Annotated in this window: 18 protein-coding genes and 1 pseudogene; 14 read left to right on the forward strand and 5 right to left on the reverse strand. The window is 38.0% G+C overall.

Translation table 11 applies throughout. The features are described 5' to 3' along the window. Positions 1 to 141: 141 nt before the first annotated feature. The 8 genes from AC1Q6O_RS18880 (at position 142) to AC1Q6O_RS18915 (ending at position 8,109) form a co-directional block, all read left to right on the forward strand. Positions 142 to 1,773 carry a CotH kinase family protein gene (locus AC1Q6O_RS18880; protein ID WP_492401968.1) on the forward strand — a complete coding sequence of 544 codons (1,632 nt, stop codon included), beginning with the start codon at positions 142 to 144 and terminating at the stop codon, positions 1,771 to 1,773. 87 nt (positions 1,774 to 1,860) lie between these two features. Then, the gene (locus AC1Q6O_RS18885; RefSeq protein ID WP_089986411.1) at positions 1,861 to 2,463 is read left to right on the forward strand and encodes a methyltransferase; all 603 of its coding nucleotides are present in this window, start codon (positions 1,861 to 1,863) and stop codon (positions 2,461 to 2,463) included. Between the two features lie 354 nt (positions 2,464 to 2,817). Beyond that, entirely contained in the window at positions 2,818 to 4,038 is a 1,221-nt protein-coding gene (locus AC1Q6O_RS18890; protein ID WP_171365833.1) for an ABC transporter substrate-binding protein, read from the forward strand. 147 nt (positions 4,039 to 4,185) lie between these two features. Continuing rightward, on the forward strand, positions 4,186 to 5,061 hold the full coding sequence (locus AC1Q6O_RS18895; protein ID WP_012296114.1) for a branched-chain amino acid ABC transporter permease: 876 nt from the start codon (positions 4,186 to 4,188) through the stop codon (positions 5,059 to 5,061). A gap of 12 nt (positions 5,062 to 5,073) precedes the next feature. Further along, entirely contained in the window at positions 5,074 to 6,009 is a 936-nt protein-coding gene (locus tag AC1Q6O_RS18900; RefSeq protein ID WP_089986409.1) for a branched-chain amino acid ABC transporter permease, read from the forward strand. Next, entirely contained in the window at positions 6,009 to 6,788 is a 780-nt protein-coding gene (locus AC1Q6O_RS18905) for an ABC transporter ATP-binding protein (RefSeq protein WP_427535271.1), read from the forward strand. Before AC1Q6O_RS18900 ends, AC1Q6O_RS18905 begins: the two co-directional genes overlap by 1 nt. Next, complete coding sequence (locus AC1Q6O_RS18910; protein ID WP_025116481.1) at positions 6,788 to 7,495, forward strand: ABC transporter ATP-binding protein; 708 nt, start codon at positions 6,788 to 6,790, stop codon at positions 7,493 to 7,495. The genes AC1Q6O_RS18905 and AC1Q6O_RS18910 overlap by 1 nt, the downstream gene beginning before the upstream one ends. Before the next feature lie 116 nt (positions 7,496 to 7,611). Then, entirely contained in the window at positions 7,612 to 8,109 is a 498-nt protein-coding gene (locus tag AC1Q6O_RS18915) for a cupin domain-containing protein (protein ID WP_239355209.1), read from the forward strand. A 41-nt stretch (positions 8,110 to 8,150) separates the two neighbouring features. On the opposite strand, the gene AC1Q6O_RS18920 is transcribed toward AC1Q6O_RS18915, so the two are convergent. Together AC1Q6O_RS18920 and rluF are read right to left on the reverse strand one after the other, a co-directional pair. Beyond that, positions 8,151 to 8,870, reverse strand: coding sequence for a DUF6904 family protein (locus tag AC1Q6O_RS18920; RefSeq protein WP_342550651.1), 720 nt, complete (start codon positions 8,868 to 8,870; stop codon positions 8,151 to 8,153). A gap of 22 nt (positions 8,871 to 8,892) precedes the next feature. Beyond that, complete coding sequence (gene rluF / locus AC1Q6O_RS18925) at positions 8,893 to 9,594, reverse strand: 23S rRNA pseudouridine(2604) synthase RluF (protein WP_036121681.1); 702 nt, start codon at positions 9,592 to 9,594, stop codon at positions 8,893 to 8,895. A 239-nt stretch (positions 9,595 to 9,833) separates the two neighbouring features. Here rluF and adh point away from each other — a divergent pair, with 239 nt between their 5' ends. The 5 genes from adh (at position 9,834) to AC1Q6O_RS18950 (ending at position 15,053) form a co-directional block, all read left to right on the forward strand. Next, a complete protein-coding gene (gene adh / locus AC1Q6O_RS18930) occupies positions 9,834 to 11,354 on the forward strand; it encodes an aldehyde dehydrogenase (RefSeq protein ID WP_069483192.1) in 1,521 nt (506 codons plus the stop codon). A gap of 21 nt (positions 11,355 to 11,375) precedes the next feature. After that, positions 11,376 to 11,735 (forward strand): DUF779 domain-containing protein, encoded by a 360-nt coding sequence (locus tag AC1Q6O_RS18935; RefSeq protein ID WP_036121675.1) that lies wholly within the window; start codon positions 11,376 to 11,378, stop codon positions 11,733 to 11,735. 333 nt (positions 11,736 to 12,068) lie between these two features. Continuing rightward, positions 12,069 to 13,037: a DUF4003 family protein gene (locus AC1Q6O_RS18940; protein ID WP_089986406.1), complete on the forward strand. Its 969-nt coding sequence runs from the start codon at positions 12,069 to 12,071 to the stop codon at positions 13,035 to 13,037. 40 nt (positions 13,038 to 13,077) lie between these two features. Then, positions 13,078 to 14,505 (forward strand): aldehyde dehydrogenase family protein, encoded by a 1,428-nt coding sequence (locus AC1Q6O_RS18945; protein ID WP_492401971.1) that lies wholly within the window; start codon positions 13,078 to 13,080, stop codon positions 14,503 to 14,505. 68 nt (positions 14,506 to 14,573) lie between these two features. After that, positions 14,574 to 15,053, forward strand: coding sequence for an acyl-CoA thioesterase (locus AC1Q6O_RS18950; RefSeq protein WP_089986405.1), 480 nt, complete (start codon positions 14,574 to 14,576; stop codon positions 15,051 to 15,053). Between the two features lie 46 nt (positions 15,054 to 15,099). Here the strand turns inward: AC1Q6O_RS18950 and AC1Q6O_RS18955 are convergent, their stop codons facing one another. Then, a complete protein-coding gene (locus tag AC1Q6O_RS18955; RefSeq protein ID WP_374189244.1) occupies positions 15,100 to 15,882 on the reverse strand; it encodes a methyl-accepting chemotaxis protein in 783 nt (260 codons plus the stop codon). Beyond that, positions 15,865 to 16,425: pseudogene (locus AC1Q6O_RS18960) on the reverse strand (protoglobin family protein); the annotation flags it as partial. The pseudogene AC1Q6O_RS18960 and the gene AC1Q6O_RS18955, both read right to left, overlap by 18 nt. A 266-nt stretch (positions 16,426 to 16,691) precedes the next feature. Here AC1Q6O_RS18960 and AC1Q6O_RS18965 point away from each other — a divergent pair. Beyond that, positions 16,692 to 16,901 (forward strand): hypothetical protein, encoded by a 210-nt coding sequence (locus AC1Q6O_RS18965; RefSeq protein ID WP_008180623.1) that lies wholly within the window; start codon positions 16,692 to 16,694, stop codon positions 16,899 to 16,901. 55 nt (positions 16,902 to 16,956) lie between these two features. Here the strand turns inward: AC1Q6O_RS18965 and corA are convergent, their stop codons facing one another. Beyond that, entirely contained in the window at positions 16,957 to 17,919 is a 963-nt protein-coding gene (corA, locus tag AC1Q6O_RS18970; RefSeq protein WP_025116470.1) for a magnesium/cobalt transporter CorA, read from the reverse strand. Positions 17,920 to 17,934 lie beyond the last annotated feature (15 nt).

Genomic DNA, 17,934 nt, shown 5'->3' on the forward strand with positions numbered 1-17,934 from the left:
CGAATTGTCTACCTGTGCATGGCAATTCTTCTCCTTCTCTTTGTCGTGATATATGCTGTACTTCCGAATGTAGGCATTGAAACTAAGAATACCAATTTCTCTTATGAGAATATAGTTTTTAATAAAAACAAAGTTACTACAGTGGATATTGAGATAGCCGAGGAAGATTGGGCTGACATGCTGGAAAATGCGGCAGATGAAGAGTTAAAACAGGCGGATATTACAGTAAACGGCAAGAAAATTGAGAATGTGGCTATACGCACTAAAGGAAACTTAACGTTACGATCCGTCATCAACAGTGACTCAGATCGTTATAGCTTAAAAATTGATTTTGATTATTATGATGATACTCAAAGCTTATATGGCTTGAAAAAGTTAAATTTAAATAATAATTATAGTGACTCTACATTAATGCGAGAGTATATATCCTATGAATTAATGGAGCAAATGGGCTTACCAACGCCAGCACATTCCTATATGTATGTCACAGTAAATGGTGAGGAGCGGGGTTTGTTTTTAGGCGTAGAAGCAGTGGATGAAACGTTCCTAGCTAATAACTATGGCTCCAATAATGGCTTTTTATTTAAGCCAGATGGGACAGGCAGTGATTTAAAATATATAAGTGACGATATGACGGATTATACAGGTATTGGATTAAAAACAAATAAAGATAATATTAATCAATCCAAATTTGTGGAAATGCTGGATGCAATTAATAATGGTGGAGACATTGAAAAATATTTGGATGTCGATGAAATGCTACGTTATTTCGCCGTCAATACGGCACTTGTAAATTTAGATAGTTATCAAGGGAATATGAAGCATAACTATTATTTATACGAACAGAATGGCAATTTTTCAATTATCCCTTGGGATTACAATATGTCCTTTGGTGGCTTTGGAGCAGGTGGCGGTAGAATGGGAATGGGTAGAGAAGATCGTCAAAAGCCAGTGGATGCTTCTAATTCAAAAAGTTCACCAATGGAGAACAATGGACAAACGGATCAAGCGGGTGTCGATAGGCAACAACAGAATGGCCAGTTTAACATGGATATGGGCATGTCAGGAAACCTAATGGCCGAAAGTGCTATTAATTTTAGTGTGACTACTCCTGTCTCTGGTACAACTTTGGAGGAACGGCCACTACTAAAAGCCTTACTTACTAATGAGAAATATCGCGCTCAATATGAAGGTTATTTAGAAGAGTTAACGACGAATTATTTAACAGAGGATTATGTACAATCCATGACAAAAAAATTAGCGGTGCTTTTAACAACCTATGTCGAAGCGGATCCAACTAAATTTTCTACGACGGAACAGTTTTTAGAGGCAGTTGAAGGTGAGAATAGTTTACCTGAGTTTGCAAAGCAGCGCTCTGAATCTATTTTAAAACAGCTCTCTGGGGAGCTTGTTGTGGAGGCATCGATAACTGCTCAAGATAATACGATGCCGGTTCCAAATGAAGATGGAGAAATGAAAGGGATGCCTGATAATAGTGATCCGAGTCAGCTACCAGAGGATTTTGATCCATCACAAGGTCCTACGTTTAACAAAGAAGGCAATGGACCAATGGGGGGAGAAGGTCAAAATGGTGGGCCTATGCAGCGCCCGGATGAAAACGGAGCGCCAATGGGTATGCCTGGTGCTAATAATGAAATCGCCGATCCAGCCGCTACAATTGATAAGACTACAGTGATTACTATCATTGCATCCTTCGTGTTATTACTTCTTTCACTTCTCTTTGTTTATAGATTTAAGCGTAGAGGCCGATAAAAAAATGACCATATCCAAACTTTTGGGTATGGTTTTTGCTTTTTCTCGTGCTAAAATAAAGCATTCTGTTCTTAGGAGTCCTTTCATATGAATGAACAACAGTTTGATAAATATTTGCATATTAAGACCGTGGGAGAACAATATGGTTTCCCAAAGCTTGCCCACTATCACCGTTATGAACCAACCCCTTATAATGGGCTTGAACAATTATTTGCTATCTATGAGATGCCTAACGACCCTGTGTTTATTGATATGGGTTGTGGAAAGGGAAGGGTACCCATTTATGTTCATCATCAATTTCATATTCCAACGATCGGAATAGAGATGGATGCTGGATTTTATGCTGAGGCAGAAGAAAATAAACGAAGCTATCTTCAAAAAAAGCGTTCACATGCACCTATTACATTTATTCATACGATAGCAGAGGCATATGAAATAAAGCCGCGTGATAATGTGTTTTTCTTTTTTAATCCCTTTTCCATTCATATTTTCCGCACAGTTATTCAGAACATTTGGCAATCCTATGAGCAAAAAATGCGAGATATTCATATAATTTTATACTATCCTCCTTATGATTATTTACAGTTTTTACATCAGGGGACACCATTTGAATTGCTCCATGAAGTGCATTTAGAAAATGAAACTAATATGAATGAACGCCTTTGTGTGTTCGAATTAAAGAAAGCATAGGGGCAATCGTCTCCATGCTTTTTTCTCTTTTCTACACTTATTTTCAGGGAAATAATTTAATAAAAATGAAGGACAGCCAAAACCTTATCTTAAAAAAATAATTGCATATGATAGTTTTGTACTACACTATAAAATAATTGAAAGATAATTCTTAAATAACTAATTATACTGAAAAATCACTCTAGACTAAATATAAAGAATGTTTTACAATGTAAAAGTCATAAATGAATAATATTGTTCTGTCGTTTTTAGGTAGTTATAAATAATTATTTTTGCTATTGAGGAAATGAATTTATTTGTTTATAATTATCAGAAATATCTAATATTTTAGAAATCTTCAGGGGGAATCTAATTATGAAAGAGAGTAAAAAGCTTAAGAAGTTCGGTTCACTATTAGTAGCATCTTCTTTACTTGCTGGTGTACTTGCTGGTTGTGGTAACGGAGACGATTCAAGTTCAGGTGGTGGCTCATCATCAGGCGGTGGTTCATCTGATGGCGATACAATTAAAATTGGTGCAAACCTAGAGCTTTCAGGAAATGTAGCATCTTATGGTTCTTCAATCGGTCTGGGCGCAGAATTGGCTGTAAAAGAGATAAATGATGCTGGTGGTATTGATGGTAAGAAGATTGAACTGATTAAAGTAGATAATAAATCCGAAAACTCTGAGGCTACAGCTGCAGCTATTAAACTAGCAACGCAAGATAAAGTAGTAGCAATGCTAGCTCCTGCAACTTCAGGAAATACAGTAGCAACGGTTCAAATTGCCAATCAAAATAAAATCCCTATTGTTACTGGTTCTGGGACTGCCCCAAATATTACGGTAAATGAGGATGGTAGCGTTAACGAGTATGCATTCCGTACATGCTTTATTGACCCATTCCAAGGGATTGTGGCAGCTAACTTCGCTTCAGGTGAGCTAAGTGCAAAAAACGTAGCTATTTTTGCTGACAACGCATCTGATTATGCAAAAGGTTTAGCAAAGTCCTTTAAAGAAACGATTACTAAAAGTGGTGGAAAAATTGTGAAGGAAGAAGCTTATGTAGCCAAGGATACAGACTTCCGTACACAATTAACAAATATTAAAGCATCGAATCCAGACTTTATCTTTATCCCTGGATACTATGAAGAGGTTGGTTTAATTGTTAAACAAGCCCGTGAAATGGGTATTGATGTACCTTTAATGGGGGCTGATGGTTGGGATTCACCAACTTTAGTGGATCTAGCGGGCAAGGATGCATTAAATAATACGTATATTACTAACCACTATTCTGCAGAAGATCCAGACCCAAAAATTCAAGACTTTGTAAAGGCATTTAAAGCGGCAAATGGTGATAAGGCACCTGATGCGTTCAACGCACTTGGATATGACTCTATTTACTACATTGCTGATGCCATTAAACGTGCAGGTTCTACAGATGGGGAAGCTATTAAAAATGAATTAGCTGCAACAAAAGATCTTTCTTTAGTAACAGGTACTTTCTCAGTTGACGAAAACCATAACCCAATTAAAACAGCAACAGTTCTTGAATTTAAAGACGGTAAACAAGTGTTCAACTCTAAAGTTAATCCTTAATGTTTTGTAAGCAAGGGGGAGGCGGGTAAACACGCCTTCCTTTTTTCTGTTTTAGATAACTAGAATAGCAGCATAAAACATAACTTTTTAGTATCGATGCATGTACAAATTTCTCATTTTTCAGAAAATTCAAAGGAGTGAATGCGTATGGAATGGATACAGCAACTTGTGAATGGTATTTCACTAGGAAGTATCTACGCGTTAATAGCGCTAGGGTATACGATGGTATACGGTATTATCAAGCTGATTAACTTTGCCCATGGTGACGTTTTCATGATTGGTTCATTTATCGGCTTTTACGCAATTGCTAAATGGGAGCTTGGCTTTTTCCCAGCATTATTATTGGCGATGCTCATTTGCGCAATTTTTGGTGTTTTAATTGAACGGATCGCCTATAAACGATTACGAAATGCAACACGTATTGCGGCATTAATTACAGCGATCGGCGTATCGTTATTAATTGAATATACAACGATTTTCTTCAGAGGGGCTCAACCGGCAGCGTATCCTGAAGTGTTCAAAAATAAGTCTTTTGATATTTTAGGCGTACAAATTAGTAGTACCTCTATTTTAATTTTATCAGTCGCTGTTGTACTGATGATTCTTTTACAATTCATCGTACATAAAACAAAAATTGGGAAAGCCATGCGTGCCGTTTCTCATGATGCGGATGCAGCACGTTTAATGGGGATTAACGTTGATAATACAATCTCTGCAACATTTGCAATTGGTTCGGCTTTAGCTGGTGCAGCCGGTGTTATCTTCGGTGTGTATTATACGAAAATTGACCCGTTAATGGGTGTTATACCAGGAGTTAAAGCGTTTATCGCAGCTGTTCTTGGTGGGATTGGGATTATTCCTGGCGCTATGGTCGGTGGTATGTTACTAGGCGTTGTAGAATCTTTAGTAAGTGCTCTTGGCTTCTCTTTATGGAGAGATGCAGCGGCATTCGTTATTTTAATTTTGATTTTAATATTCAGACCATCGGGTATCTTTGGTAAAAATGCCCGTGAGAAAGTGTAGGTGAGCGGTTATATGAAAAAGTCTAAAGTTTTCTGGGGCTATGCCGTATTAGCGCTAGTCATCTATGCAGTTGTGCAATTATTGATTACGACCGAAGTCATTGATATGTACTATAAAAATATGCTGATTACGATGTGTATTAACATTATGCTAGCTGTTAGTTTGCATATTGTAATTGGGGTTACAGGTCAATTTTCGATTGGGCATGCCGGGTTCCTAGCTGTTGGAGCCTATGTGTCAGCGATTATTACGACGAAGCTCATGTTACCATTCCCATTGGCGATTTTATTAGGAGCAGCGGCAGCAGCTATCGCAGGTCTAATTGTAGGTATTCCGACACTTCGTTTAAAAGGGGACTATCTCGCAATTGCGACTTTAGGATTTGCGGAGATCATTCGTATTATTTTCTTAAATACGGATTATGTTGGCGGTGCTGCAGGGATGCAGGTTAAATATTTATCTAACTGGACGTATGCATTCTTTGGTGTCGTATTAACGATTCTTGTCATCTCAAACTTTACAAATTCGCGTCATGGTCGCGCATGTATTTCTATTCGCGAAGATGAGATTGCAGCAGATGCGATGGGAATTAATACAACTTACTATAAGGTTGTCGCGTTCGCGATTGGATCTTTCTTTGCTGGGCTAGCAGGTGCAATTTTTGCCCATAACTTTTACATTATTCAGCCGACAACTTTCGGTTTCTTAAAATCATTTGATATTTTAATTTACGTTGTACTTGGTGGCTTAGGAAGTCTTTCAGGTTCCGTGATCGCTGCGGTTTTCTTAACGATCGTATCGACGTATCTAGCAAACTTCCCAGAGACTCGTATGATTATTTACAGTTTAGTACTAATTATCGTAATGCTTTATCGCCCAACAGGATTAATGGGAACAAAAGAAATTACGGATTTATTTAAGTTTGGTAAAAAAGGAGGTACAAAATAATGACTGGAAACCTTCTTATTAATGTTGAAAACATGGGGATTCAATTCGGTGGTTTAAAAGCAGTACAGGGTGTTAATATGTATCTCAATCAAGGTGAATTAGTGGGTTTAATCGGTCCCAATGGTGCTGGAAAAACGACTAGCTTTAATATGCTGACAGGGGTATATACACCAACAGAGGGGACCATCACATTTGGCGGACAGAAATTAAACGGGCTTGCACCTTACCAAGTAACACAAAAGGGAATAAGCCGTACATTCCAAAATATTCGTCTATTTAAAGAGCTATCTGTTCTAGACAATGTTAAAGTAGCCAACCATTCGCTTGCTAAGCATTCGATGTGGACATCGATTTTTCGCTTACCCACGCATTTCAAGGGTGAGGCCGAAATGGAGCTTCAATCCATAGAGTTTTTAAAAATCTTTGGTTTAGATGTCTATATGAACGAGTTAGCTAAAAATTTACCATATGGAATGCAGAGACGATTAGAGATTGCCCGTGCATTAGCGGCAAATCCAAAGCTATTATTATTGGATGAACCAGCTGCCGGGATGAATCCGCAGGAAACGCATGATTTAATGGAATTAATTGCATTTATACGTAAGGAGTTTGGTTTAACGATATTACTGATTGAGCATGATATGAGCTTAGTAATGGGTATTTGTGAGCGTATTTATGTACTCGATCATGGACAATTAATTGCTGACGGGACACCAGAAGAAATTCGCAACAATCCAAAGGTAATTGAAGCGTACCTTGGTGAGGAGGTTATCGGCTAATGCTAAAAGTACAAAATATAGATGTTTATTATGGTAACATTCAAGCATTGAAGGGCCTCTCTTTAGAAGTAAATGAGGGTGAAATTGTCACATTAATCGGTGCAAACGGAGCTGGGAAAAGTACATTGTTAAAAACATTGTCAGGCTTATTAAAACCAAAAGGTGGCATTATTGAATACGAAGGCTTCTCTATTGCGGGGAAAGCAGCCCAAACTATTGTTAAATCGGGGATTTCCCACGTTCCAGAAGGACGTCGTGTTTTTGCCAATATGTCCGTAGAAGAAAATTTAGAGCTTGGTGCCTATTTGCGTAATGACAAAGCAGGAATTAAAAAAGATATGGACCATGTTTTTGAGTTATTCCCTAGACTATTGGAGCGTCGTAAACAGCTATCAGGAACATTGTCTGGTGGGGAACAGCAAATGCTTGCGATGGGTCGTGCCTTAATGGCAAAGCCCAAATTGCTATTAATGGATGAGCCTTCAATGGGGCTCGCGCCGCTTATGGTTAAAAATATTTTCAATATTATTGAACAGGTGAATAAAGAGGGGACAACAGTATTGCTTGTTGAGCAAAATGCCAATATGGCACTGTCTGTCGCTAACCGTGCATACGTGCTCGAAACAGGGCGTATTGTTTTATCTGGTTCAGCTAAAGAGCTTCAAGAAAGTGAAGAAGTAAAAGCAGCTTATTTGGGTGGTTTATAATGGAGAGGGGCGTCTCAACAAGGAGAGGCCCTTTTTCGTTGTTCTTCCTACTGAATAATCGAAGGTAGCATTTTACTATTCATTTTTGGTAAGGTGGAAAAAAGGAGTGATGTTTTTTGAACTATTCAGCACAATATTTTATTCAACAACTAAATTTAGCCGAACATCCTGAAGGAGGCTATTATATTTCTTCATTTCGGGCTGCAGAAGATATTGCAGTAAGAGATGTTCAGAGACCTATTTATACGAGTATTTATTTCTTACTTCGCTCACAGGACATTTCACATCTACATCGTTTGCAGTCAGATGAGTTATGGTATTACCATGCCGGTAGTCCGCTTACAGTCCATATGATTTTTCCAGATGGAACATATGAAGCGAAGAAGCTTGGCTTGAACGTAGTAGCGGGGGAGATACCACAAATTGTGGTCCCTAAAAATACGATATTTGGATCATCGGTGGAGGAAGCAGATACGTTTAGTTTAGTGGGATGTATGGTTGCCCCAGGCTTTGACTTTGAGGATTTCGAATTGTTTACACAGGACGAGCTTTTAGCAGATTACCCTCAGCATGAGGCTGTAATTCGTAAAATGGCTTACCAAACGATTAAATAATAAATAAGCCGTCTCATTCATTGTGAGACGGCGTTGTTTGTTTACCATAAAATTTCTTCCGGATAGCTAAGCTGCATTTGTATGGCGTGTAAAGGTTGTTTCGTGGCAATCGCGGCTTCCATTAGGAGTGATTTAAGTGCTACATATTCATGATCCTCTACAAGTAAGCGTAATGCAAATGCAGCTAGCTGAGCTTTACGTTCTTCTTTATTTAATTGGATATATTCTAAATTCAGAACATCCACATACTGTGTGGCGAAAAGGAAGGTTAAAGGGCTTTTTGCCTGTAGCATTGTTAAAAAGACTCCATAATCCTCTTCTTTCACTTCCTGTTCTAAACAATCTGCAATAGCAGCTTGCAATTTACGAATCGTCGCTATCTCATGATTCCAAATAGATGCATTGTTTATTGTCAGGTGTAGATCGATGAAATCGTTTAAAGCGATAGCGCTAAAGATAATTTCAGGCCAAAGAATATCTGTAGCGAAATAGATGTTTTTATTGGGGAAAATAAGTTCATGTTGTGTGAGGGTGTTCTTGTTAACACCGTTACTCACAAACTCTAGTTGGTGTTCCCCAAGCATAGCATGTCTCAGTTTATAGCAAACGCTTAAAATACGGAGTCGAGGACCTTGATAATCATAGTATTTATTGGCATCACCAGTTACTTTGTAAATAGCGTTGATTAGCTCATCTAAATCCCAAAAATCTCCGCAAATTTGTACACCTGTTAACTGTTCTGTGCTTTGAATGGAAATCATCGTCCTCGCCCTCCTCTTATACTTATTTTGGTGTGTAATTCAGTAGTTTGAATAGCTCTGCCTGCTCTTTATCAGTTAGGTCCCGCCATTGGCCTACTTTTAAATTTCCAAGCTTAATATTCATAATACGAATACGCTGTAGACGCTTTACCGAGTAGCCAAGAGCTGAACACATCCGGCGTATTTGACGATTTAAGCCTTGCTCCAAAATGATTTTAAAAACTTTGTCTGAGATCTTTTCAACATAACAAGGTAAGGTCGTTGTATCTAGAATATCTACACCTGCGCCCATCTTGTTAATAAATTGCTCTGTTATAGGTTTATCTACTTGAACAATATATTCTTTTTCATGATGGTTTTCAGCGCGAAGAATTTTATTGACGATATCGCCATCATTAGTTAATAACAATAGCCCCTCCGATTCCTTATCGAGACGCCCAATATGAAAAATTCGTAAAGGATGATTTACAAAATCAACGACATTGCCTTTTATATGGCGTTCCGTTGTGCTTGTTATGCCGACCGGCTTATTTAAAGCTATATAGACAAGCTTTTGTTCTTTCTTTACCTCTTTTCCATCAACGCAAACAATGTCGCCATTCTCAACCTGACTTCCAACTGTCGCAGGTTCGCCGTTAATTGTAACTTTTCCTTCGGCTATCCACTTATCAGCGCCACGACGTGATATAATGCCTGTTTCACTTAAATATTTATTAATACGCATATTGTTCTCCTAAATCTAATATTATTTTTAAGTATACCTTAACGTTATACAAACCGTGAATTCTATATACTTTTCTAGTAAAAATAAATTGCTTGAAAAATTTTTTAAAAAGTTGAAATTATTATTTGTTTCTGACAATATATTAGATGAGAGGATTTCTATGAAAATATGGTTATTTCGCTATAAAATAATGTTTTTTGTAGATAGTCTCATTAAATTGTGTAAAGGGGAGAAGTAAAATGGTTTATGCATTTCCAAACACTGAAGGATCGGTCGTTCAATTCAAACAGAAATATGATAATTATATTGGTGGCGAATGGACACCTCCAGTGAAGGGTCAATACTTTGATAATGTCACTCCTGTTACTGGACAAGTTTTTACACAAGTAGCACGTTCCACAGCTGAGGATATTGAACTGGCACTTGATGCAGCACATGCTGCTAAAGATGCGTGGGGAAAAACATCACCGACAGAACGTGCAAACATTTTACTTAAAATTGCGGACCGTATCGAGCAAAATTTAGAAAAGCTAGCCGTTGCCGAAACATGGGATAACGGTAAGGCGGTACGTGAAACTTTAAATGCAGATATCCCTCTTGCCATTGATCATTTCCGTTATTTTGCTGGAGCTTTACGTGCTCAAGAAGGCTCTGTAAGCCAAATTGATAACGATACAGTTGCTTATCATTTCCATGAGCCAATAGGGGTAGTAGGTCAAATTATACCTTGGAACTTCCCGTTATTAATGGCTGTATGGAAGCTTGCGCCAGCACTAGCTGCTGGAAACTGTGTCGTATTAAAACCTGCAGAACAAACACCAGCATCCATTATGGTGCTTGTGGAACTAATAGAAGATTTATTACCATCAGGTGTCATAAATATTGTGAATGGTTTTGGCTTAGAGGCTGGGAAACCGCTTGCATCTAATCCACGTATCGGTAAGATTGCTTTCACTGGTGAGACGACAACTGGTCGTTTGATTATGCAATACGCGTCTCAAAACCTGATCCCAGTTACATTAGAGCTTGGTGGTAAATCACCTAATATCTTCTTTGAGGATATTATGGATAAGGACGACGAATTTTTAGATAAAGCAGTCGAAGGTTTCGTATTATTTGCTCTGAACCAAGGGGAAGTATGTACATGCCCTTCACGTGCAATTATTCAAGAATCTATTTATGATAAATTTATGGAACGTGTACTACAACGAGTAGAAGCTATTAAAGTTGGTAATCCGCTTGATCCAAACACAATGATGGGAGCGCAGGCTTCAAGCGAGCAACTGGAAAAAATCCTTTCTTATTTAGATATCGGTAAGCAAGAAGGTGCAGAATGTCTAATCGGTGGGGAGAAAAATAATGTAGGGGAAGGCTTTGAAAATGGCTACTACGTTAAACCTACTGTCTTTAAAGGACATAATAAAATGCGTATTTTCCAGGAGGAAATTTTTGGTCCTGTTGTAGCTGTTACTACGTTTAAAACGAAAGAAGAGGCATTAGAAATTGCGAATGATACACTGTATGGCTTAGGTTCAGGTGTTTGGACAAGAGATATTAATACAGCCTATCGCTTCGGTCGTGAAATAGAGGCAGGTCGTGTTTGGACAAACTGCTACCATGCTTATCCTGCACATGCTGCATTCGGTGGCTACAAAATGTCAGGCGTTGGTCGTGAAAATCATAAAATGATGCTATCTCATTACCAACAAACGAAAAATTTATTAGTTAGCTATAGCGAAAATAAACTTGGTTTCTTCTAATCCATAGGGAGGTGCATGAGCGTGATTGAACGTGTATTAGCCACGGCAGAAGCGCTGGCACTCATCGAGCTATTAAAAGAGAAGCATGGGCCTGTTATGTTTCATCAATCAGGCGGATGCTGTGATGGTTCTTCCCCTATGTGTTATCCAGACGGAGACTTGCTATTAGGTGATCAGGATATATGTTTGGGCGAAATAGGTGGAGCTCCATTTTATATGCATAAAAATCAATATGATTATTGGAAACATACTCAAATCATACTGGATGTAGTGGAAGGTAGAGGTGGGATGTTTTCATTAGAGGGCGTTGAAGGAAAACGTTTTTTAACAAGATCGAGAGCCTTCACATCAGAGGAGTTACAGGAGCTAGGATTAATATAACGAGTCATTTGTACAGCGGCAAAAAACTTTGCCGCTGTCTTTTTGCATTAATTTTTAGAAAAAAGGGTATGTAAAGCTATATTGTTAGACGAATTTCGTAAAAATAAAAATAGCTGTAAACGTTCTTTTAAGGTCACGGTAAATATTAACTTCCGAGTGGTTTTTGCGATCAACAGTAGTTCCTCCTTTCGTATTTGTTTAATATTTCCTATTAAATCAAAAAAATGGGGTAACATATATTAAATTAAGTTTACTTTTTATGTTAATTGTTACAAATGGGATGAATCTTTCTCGCATTATGTAACGTAAAATGGGTAAAGGAGCGTGCTAAATATGGATTACGTGATGATAGAAAATCAATTTACAAATACGGTAGAAGATGTTTCGAAGGCTGCGGGATGGACAGTGGATCGTAAAATTGTTTTAGCTATAGCTAGTACGTTTGTTGCGTCAGGGAAAACATTTGATGCGGTCCAATACAAACATATTTTACAGGAAATGAAGAAGCAATCCTCGTGGATGTCTCCCTTAAGAACTACGGTAGGCTATAGCATAGCTGCTAATTTAATGGAGCATGCGGATGCTGAAAAAGCAGTAATGAATTTATTAACGAATGTGAATGCATTAAAGGAAGCGAAATTTAGAAGCGGTAACTTTAGTTATATTGCTGCTCAGTTTTTGACAGAGGACGAAAAGGATAAAAACGCGCATGCATATGCAGCTAGAGCTTTATTTGATGCCATTCGTAAACATCATCCATTTTTAACATCCTATGAAGATATTCCATACGCTGTGTTACTAAGTAGTCCATCTGATGATGTGGAAATACGTGCAGAAACGATGAATCGCTATTATAAAGAATTACGAACATATAATTTTAATGCAGGAAATGAGCTGCAATGGTTGTCACAAGTATTAACCTTCCTATCTCCACAATTTGATCGTCAACTAGTGCCCAATGTCGTGACCATTCGAGATGTGCTTAAAAATCAAGATGTCAAAGTAAAGGCCATGCATTATCCCTTACTTGGATTTTTAGCCTTACTAGATCTTACTCATCACCAATTGCAAGAAGTTATACATTTATATCATGAATTAAAGGATTTAAAATTATTAAAATGGCATCGTGAATTTGTTCTCTTTATGGCTGTACAAATCGCCATTTATGATATGGCGAAAGTACAAAAATCACTGTCTATGACGATTATGTCATCTATTGAATTATTAATTCAAGCTCAGCATGCTGCAATGATAGCGGCAGTTAGTGCAGCCGCTATTGCATCGAGTTCGAGCTCTTCGTGATAGAATGAGGGAGAACAATTATTGGAGGTGCATTTGAAGGATGAAGGAAACAAAACTGTGGATTAACGGTCAATGGCAAGATGCAAAGGAAAGCTATGAGCTAAAATCACCATATAGTGGTGAGGTGATTGCTCAAGTGGCAAAGGCATCTATACAAGATGTGGAGAGAGCAATCGATGGTGCACAGCAAGCATTCCTTTCGTTTAAAAAGACGACAGCCTACGAGCGTGCCGAAATTTTATATAAAGTTGTCGATTTAATGCGACAACGAAAAGAAGAATTTGCAGAGATTTTAGCGTTAGAGGCAGGAAAGCCTTTGACGGCAGGGTTAGCGGAAATTGATCGTACCATTGCCACTTATCAATTTGCAGCAGAGGGTGCCAAACAACCAAAAGGCGAAACTGTACCGATGGATGCGGCACCTGGAGCAGGAGATCGTATAGGCTGGACAAAGAGAGAGCCATTGGGGGTAATTTCTGCTATTACACCGTTTAATTTTCCGTTTAATTTAGTGGCCCATAAATTAGGGCCGGCATTTGCAGTAGGTAATACAGTTGTTTTAAAGCCAGCAACTCAAACACCATTAAGTTCTCTCGTTATGGCAGAGATTTTCCGTGAAGCAGGTTTGCCAGATGGAGCGTTGCAAATTGTGACAGGAAGTGGTGGTGAGCTTAGCGATACTTTGGTTACACATCCTCACGTCAAAAAGGTGACGTTTACAGGCAGTGGTAAAGTTGGATTAGGCATTAAAGAAAAAGTTGGTTTACGTAAAGTAACTTTAGAGCTTGGTTCTAATGCAGCTGTCATTGTCGAACCATCGACGCCTTTTACTAAAATTATAAGTCGGTGTGTGAGCGGTGCCTTTAACTTTGCTGGACAAGTATGTATTTCGTTACAACGCATTTATGTACATTCTTCTATTATTGATGAATTTACGGAGGCATTTGTTGCGGAAACTAAAAAGCTTGTAGTAGGAGATCCTTTAGATAAAAACACAGATGTAAGTGCTATGATCAACCCGAATGAGGTTGGACGAATTAAAGAGTGGATTGAAGAAGCACAGGCACAAGGAGCAGTTATTGCAACTGGAGGAGTATTTACAGAACGGACGTTAACGCCGACTGTTATGACGAATGTGACGGCTGATATGAAAATTGTTTGTCAGGAAACTTTCGCGCCAATCGTCTCAATTGTTTCATATGAAACATTAGATGACGCAATTCGACTTGTCAATGAGTCGGACCTTGGCTTAAATGCAGGTATTTACACGAATGTATTACCAGATGCCTTATATGCAGCCGATGAATTACAGGCAGGTGCTGTCATTATAAATGATGTTCCGACATTCCGTGTAGACAATATGCCATATGGTGGTGTGAAGATGAGTGGCTATGGGCGAGAGGGAATTAAATGGGCCATTGAGGAAATGACAGACATGAAATTTATTACGATGAAAAAATTGTTCTAAATTTGCATAAGCTCTTTTTCTACGATACGATGACGAAAGAACATACATGAAGGGAAGTTACAAGAAATATGACAAACAATGCTGTACCCATGAGCCAATCACGTACGGTTCAATCACGTCTCGTATTACCTCCAGACACAAACAATCACAATTCCATTTTCGGTGGAAGAGTGTTAGCTTATATTGATGAAATTGCTGCTATTACAGCGATGAAACATGCGAAGGGACTTGTAGTCACAGCTTCAATAGACTCAGTTGATTTTTTATCGGCTGCCCATGTAGGAGATATTCTTGAAATTGAAAGTATAGTTTCCTCTACAGGACGTTCTTCAATGGAGGTTTATGTTCGCGTTATTTCTCGCAATATAGAGACTGGTGAGGAAAAATTAACGACAGAATCCTTTGTAACAATGGTTGCAGTAAATGAAGAAGGAAAACCGGTACCTGTACCTGCCATTTATCCTGAAACAGATGAGGAAAAACGTTTATTTGAAACAGGGCCTGCAAGACGAGAGCATCGTAAACAAAAGCGTGCATTGCCACATTAAGGTTAAAGGGAGCTCCACCGCTTTAGGTGAAGCTCCCTTTGTTATATTACATATTCAATTCATTAACTACATTAATAAGTGAATCAGAAGAAGAGGAAACAAGTGTAGCCCCTTGTGATAGCTCAGTAATTAAATTAGAAATGGCTGAAATATCTCTAGATGTATGAACATACTGTTGTTGAATGCCGGATACGGCATCAGCTATATCATTAAATGATTTAGATAGGTTTTCTTGCGTATTGACGCTATGTTGAATTTTTTGATCAACATTAATAACTGAATTTGCCATTGTTGTAATATTACTTTCAGTTTCTTTAATGAGATGTGACACATTTTGCACGGCATTTTTCGTTTCTTCAGCAAGCTTCCGTACTTCCTCTGCTACTACCGCGAAGCCTTTTCCATGTTCCCCTGCTCGAGCTGCCTCAATAGACGCATTTAAAGCTAATAAATTTGTTTGATCAGCAATGCCCGTGACAAGTCCTACAATCTCAGAAATTTTTTGAGAGGAGGTACGTAACTGATTCATAGTTATCTCAAGGCTGTTGACACTTTGTAAAATAACTTGGATTAAATCATTTTGCTCTTTCAGCTGATGTTGCCCACGTCTTGATTTCTCCTGTGTATCTGCAACGAAGCTTAATCCCTGCTTGGTTGCCTCTGCAATATCATCCGTTTGCGAGGAAATGACTAACAACGATGCAGCTGTCTCTTCACTAATGGCGTTAAGCTCCTCAGCTGTACTTTGAATTGTCGTAACAAGGGCGTTTTTCGTTTGATCAGCGGCTGTTCGAATACGATCTTCCTCTTTTTCGTATGCCTCGATCACAAGCTGTTGCTCAAAATTAATGATTTTGCAAAACGCGTTAATTGCACGAATGGCATCATGCTTTGAGATATCCACTTCATTCACAAAATTTGTGAACGTAGAAGTAAGGGATTGGAAGGATGCTATATACCATTTGGATTGTAAGCCAATTCGAACATGGGTTTCAGCAATGGCTTTTCTTTCAGCGATATAGGCGTCATTAATATGACTTTCAAAAATATCGCTTAAATGCTTATGTAACGTAACTTTTAAACGATCTATATGCGAGGTTCTATTAATAATGTCTACTAAATCTTGGCTCAAGCTAATGGCTGCATAAAATTGCTCCACCATTGCAGGAATTAGATCCTTAGCTAACGGTTGTAGTTGCTTAATAATGGCTAAATCCTCAATTGTTAAATTTAAAAGCTGTAATTGCTTTTGAAGGTTTGGATGACTTAAAACATCTAATTGTACATGGCCCTTAAAATTTTCAGGTGTTAATGTAATTGAGTAGCTGGAACTGCTGTTTTTTGAAAACCAACTCATTATTGTTTGCTCCATTCTTAATATCCATAATAATTGTGAGTAAAATGCACTTCTGAATTTGTTAGGTCTGTAAGTTTGATAAATAATTGGTATTAAATCTATTTTACTATTATTTGCTGAATATTTGGTTAAAAATTTGGTTATTTCTTTATTTTTTTACTTTATTGGCAGTCCGATTAGTGAGGCGAAGTAAATTTGAATTTAAATTGGGAAACCTGTAAAATACGAACTGTTTAAGGTGAGAAAAATTGAACGTGAAAGATTATAGGAGGAGGTACTATATGGAGAAAAAACGCTTTAAATTCGTTATTCCAGTCATGGTCATTGTTGCAATAGGTTCCGTTTACATGCTACGAAACTACTATGCGGAAGTACCACATATTGAACAGCTATTAATTACAATTTGCGCCGCTCTAGGGTCAGGGGTTTTAGCATACTTTTTATTCCCACAGCAGGGTGACAATAAAATTGACGACCGAGGTCCTTACTAATAGTAATAAATGAAGCTGCTCGTTTGATTGTTAAACGAGCAGCTTTTTGTGGGAATTAAGGCTTAAATAATTTAAACCAGCCTTTATGTTTAAAGATAGTAAGCATAGCGATTACAACAATAATCATAATACCGAGGACAATAAAATAGCTGTATCGTCCATGCAGCTCGGGCATATTATCAAAGTTCATCCCATAAACACCAGCAATAAAGGTTAGTGGAATGAAGATCGTTGAGACGATTGTTAGAGTCATCATTATGCCGTTCATGCGGCTTGAGCTCATAGCCATATAGCTATCTCGCATATCTGCTGTCAGCTCTCGATTTGATTCAACCATTTCTGTCAGTTTAAGAAGATGGTCGTATATATCTCCAAAATAAGCTCTTTCAGATTTGTTTAATGAAAAGCGGTAAGAATTAAGTACTCGATATAAAAGGTCACGCATTGGTAAAATGGCACGCCGCAAATCGAGCAAATCACTACGAAACTCGAAGACAATCTTCATGGCATTTACATTGCTTTGGTATGTAAGCTCGCCTTCAAGTGCATTTAAATGATCTTCAATTTTATAAACAAGTGGAAAATAACTATCAACGATTTTATCAATGGTTTGATACGTTAAGTAGACTGTGCCACGTTCCCAGTTTTTTGGCTGGCTTTCTAACATCTTTTGTACCTTTTCAATTTCGGGAACTGGGTTCTTATGGAATGTCACAATATACTTATTTGAGGCAAAAATATTAACCTCTTCTGCAGCTAAGGTCAGCTCGTTTAATCGATGAATGACGAAAAAATGGAAATCGTCATAAAAATCGAGTTTGGGTCGTTGTAATCGCATTAAGCAATCTTCAATAGCTAGTGGGTGAAAATGAAAAAATGAATCTAGCAAAGATTCTTCCTCTGCAGTAGGGCAATTAAAATCGACCCAGTACCATTCGAATTCTTGTTGATGTATGGATTCCAAAGGGAAATCTTTTAGTAATTGTTGTTTTTTTGTAATGCCAATGGTGCTTATCACAGCTTTCACCTCAAA

The sequence above is a fragment of the Lysinibacillus sp. GW823-FHT06C08 genome, assembly GCF_058795135.1.

What these genes read in the sequence shown, in the direction of transcription:
- AC1Q6O_RS18900 (WP_089986409.1), top strand. Translation starts at nt 5,074, where the DNA reads ATGAAAAAGTCTAAAGTTTTCTGGGGCTATGCCGTATTAGCGCTAGTC.
- AC1Q6O_RS18885 (WP_089986411.1), top strand. Translation starts at nt 1,861, where the DNA reads ATGAATGAACAACAGTTTGATAAATATTTGCATATTAAGACCGTGGGA.
- AC1Q6O_RS18905 (WP_427535271.1), top strand. Translation starts at nt 6,009, where the DNA reads ATGACTGGAAACCTTCTTATTAATGTTGAAAACATGGGGATTCAATTC.
- AC1Q6O_RS18920 (WP_342550651.1), bottom strand. Translation starts at nt 8,870, where the DNA reads ATGATTTCCATTCAAAGCACAGAACAGTTAACAGGTGTACAAATTTGC.
- AC1Q6O_RS18895 (WP_012296114.1), top strand. Translation starts at nt 4,186, where the DNA reads ATGGAATGGATACAGCAACTTGTGAATGGTATTTCACTAGGAAGTATC.
- adh (WP_069483192.1), top strand. Translation starts at nt 9,834, where the DNA reads ATGGTTTATGCATTTCCAAACACTGAAGGATCGGTCGTTCAATTCAAA.
- AC1Q6O_RS18950 (WP_089986405.1), top strand. Translation starts at nt 14,574, where the DNA reads ATGACAAACAATGCTGTACCCATGAGCCAATCACGTACGGTTCAATCA.
- AC1Q6O_RS18890 (WP_171365833.1), top strand. Translation starts at nt 2,818, where the DNA reads ATGAAAGAGAGTAAAAAGCTTAAGAAGTTCGGTTCACTATTAGTAGCA.
- AC1Q6O_RS18940 (WP_089986406.1), top strand. Translation starts at nt 12,069, where the DNA reads ATGGATTACGTGATGATAGAAAATCAATTTACAAATACGGTAGAAGAT.
- rluF (WP_036121681.1), bottom strand. Translation starts at nt 9,594, where the DNA reads ATGCGTATTAATAAATATTTAAGTGAAACAGGCATTATATCACGTCGT.
- AC1Q6O_RS18945 (WP_492401971.1), top strand. Translation starts at nt 13,078, where the DNA reads ATGAAGGAAACAAAACTGTGGATTAACGGTCAATGGCAAGATGCAAAG.
- AC1Q6O_RS18965 (WP_008180623.1), top strand. Translation starts at nt 16,692, where the DNA reads ATGGAGAAAAAACGCTTTAAATTCGTTATTCCAGTCATGGTCATTGTT.
- AC1Q6O_RS18910 (WP_025116481.1), top strand. Translation starts at nt 6,788, where the DNA reads ATGCTAAAAGTACAAAATATAGATGTTTATTATGGTAACATTCAAGCA.